The organism is Polaribacter litoreus (assembly GCF_054584775.1).
Genome location: NZ_JBTLRD010000057.1, coordinates 1 through 2309 on the forward strand (window position 1 = coordinate 1; position 2309 = coordinate 2309).

The 2309-nt window shown below is 25.6% G+C and carries 2 protein-coding genes; both read right to left on the minus strand.

Annotated elements, in window-relative coordinates; translation table 11 throughout:
* Positions 1-209: 209 nt before the first annotated feature.
* Positions 210-809 carry a hypothetical protein gene (locus ACW9UN_RS17005; RefSeq protein ID WP_459487563.1) on the minus strand — a complete coding sequence of 200 codons (600 nt, stop codon included), beginning with the start codon at positions 807-809 and terminating at the stop codon, positions 210-212.
* Positions 802-2214, minus strand: coding sequence for a hypothetical protein (locus tag ACW9UN_RS17010; RefSeq protein WP_459487564.1), 1413 nt, complete (start codon positions 2212-2214; stop codon positions 802-804). The genes ACW9UN_RS17005 and ACW9UN_RS17010 overlap by 8 nt, the downstream gene beginning before the upstream one ends.
* Between the last annotated feature and the right edge of the window lie 95 nt (positions 2215-2309).

Genomic DNA, 2309 nt, shown 5'->3' on the forward strand with positions numbered 1-2309 from the left:
TAAAGTTCCGCAACTAACTATAATTATTGTAATTATAAAGTAGGTAATCTTTTTCATTCTTTAATTGTGCCTAACGTTGTTGTATATGGTTTGTTGCGTGTTTCAAGCAACTAATTTAGTAAATAATTACTGACAAAGAAAGTCCGCGAGGACTTTCGCAAGTAGGCAAGAAGCCAGCAATAAATTATATACGGTGTTAGCCACAGTTTTTAATTCATATTATAAAATTTCATTACACCAAAGTTTTTTATGTCATTATTTAGTTTTTCAAATATTTTTCCATAAAAATCATTATTACAGAAAAAATTTAAATTGCCATTTTCAGCGATTCTGTATAAAGTACTGTCATTAAAGTCTGATTTTTCATTAAGCATTTTGTGAAAAGCTTTAATACTTTCTATTTCATTATTTACCCATTCATCAGACATTATTCCTCCATATGCTTCATTACTTTTTATAATTATTGTATTTCGTTCGTTTTTCATTTCAGTGTAAATACTAATTGGTAGGCTGTCAAAGTTTATTTCATAACTGTATATATTAACATACTTTGTAGTTTTTACTATTTTTGGTTTTTTGTAATATTTTTCCTTTAAAACAGTAGTCCACTCTATATTATTATTGAAAATTAAACCAAATTTTCTAGGGCTATAAAAGAAATCTTCGTTATAGATTTTTAGCCTTCCTAATTCAAGTTTGTCAGAGAGATTTAGCAATTCTTTTTCAGAAAAATCATTAAATGTTGAAAAGAGTTCATTAAAATATGAATAATGGTTTTTTAAAAAATACCAACTGAATTTGTTAAGCATATTTTGATTTATAATTGTGATATTTTTCTATATGGTAATTTAAACGATTAATATTGTCAGATTTTAAATTAACTGAATGATTTAACTGTGTGGATTTTTTTAAAAATTCATTATAGCTAACTTGAAACTCATTAAAAGATATCCCATATACTTTATTAAAATCCTTTTTTAATCTGGCTCTTTCGTCATTCAAGAAATTATTTTTTTCTATAATATCATTATTCGTAATCATAAAATCATCTAACTCTTTTTGAGCTTCTAAAAGTTCTTTTTCTTGGTTATTTAACGCTAAATATACATTTTCTATAAGTTTATCACAGAATGAAATGATTATGTTAGTATATTTTTTTGTCTCAGTTATGGAATTATATTCTTTGATTTTATCAATAAAGTCCAGCGCACCTATTATTTTTTCTGTTCTAAAGTTTATAAGTTCAAAACCACTATAATTGACTCTGTATTTTTTTATTGAAGCTTTTAGTTCAGTAATTTCATTTTCATCTAAGAATTCAAATTCAGAATCTGTATAAAACTTTTTAAGGCCTTCTACCATTTTTTCACATTCTTCTATAATGTATTTTTCTATAAATTTATGCTCATCTATTAAAGATAAATTAGCAGCATCTTTTGCGAAAGTTAATGCATTAGACCAATATTCGTTTATAATTTTATGCTTATAATACCAAACTTTTCCATTATCATTTAATACAGGGATTTTTGATTTAAAACTACGAGTGTATCTTATAATCTCAGAAAAACCTGCAAATCTATATTCAACCCATTCAGAGAGGGGAGTTATTCTTATGTCTTTATAGGTCAATATGGAATAAAAATAACTTGATTTGCCATAACCGAAATTTGTCTTAACTTCTTGTGTTAAATTATCTGTTATTTTATATTCTGGACGTGACCAACCGCTAATTCTATGAGAATAAGCTAATACGTTTGATATTTTTTTTGCTTTAACATAGGTAATTTCAATATCGAAAACTTTAAACCACAATTCCATTTTTTTTTGTATCCAATTTTTTAACTCCCTAAATTTTGAAGCTAAATTAAATTCTTTACCTTCTTGTATTGCGATTTTTTGATTTATAAAAATTAAGTCTCTTTCGTTTAAAATACTTTCAATACCTAACTCAATATTGATGTGAATGCTTTGATAAGCTTTGTCTAATTCTTTGCAATATTTGAAAGTTTTATTAGGTAATTTAGGTTGAAGAGAATTTCTTATGAATGATATGATTTGGTCAATATTATCATTTTCTTCAGCTCCACATAATTCCGAAAGTTGAACATTTTCCTCATCAAAATTTTTTACAATTTCTATCTTGTCTATTTCTATTTGACCATTTTTGTCAATTAACAGTAGTAAATAATCTTCGTTAATTTTAATCTCGGGCATAGGTTGGTTTTAATTGTGGCTAACGTTTATGTGTATTAAAAGTTGCGATTTTGTGCCATCGTTATTTTCCGAAGGAAAATATAAGATTGCAAAAA

What these genes read in the sequence shown, in the direction of transcription:
- ACW9UN_RS17010 (WP_459487564.1), bottom strand. Translation starts at nt 2,214, where the DNA reads ATGCCCGAGATTAAAATTAACGAAGATTATTTACTACTGTTAATTGAC.
- ACW9UN_RS17005 (WP_459487563.1), bottom strand. Translation starts at nt 809, where the DNA reads ATGCTTAACAAATTCAGTTGGTATTTTTTAAAAAACCATTATTCATAT.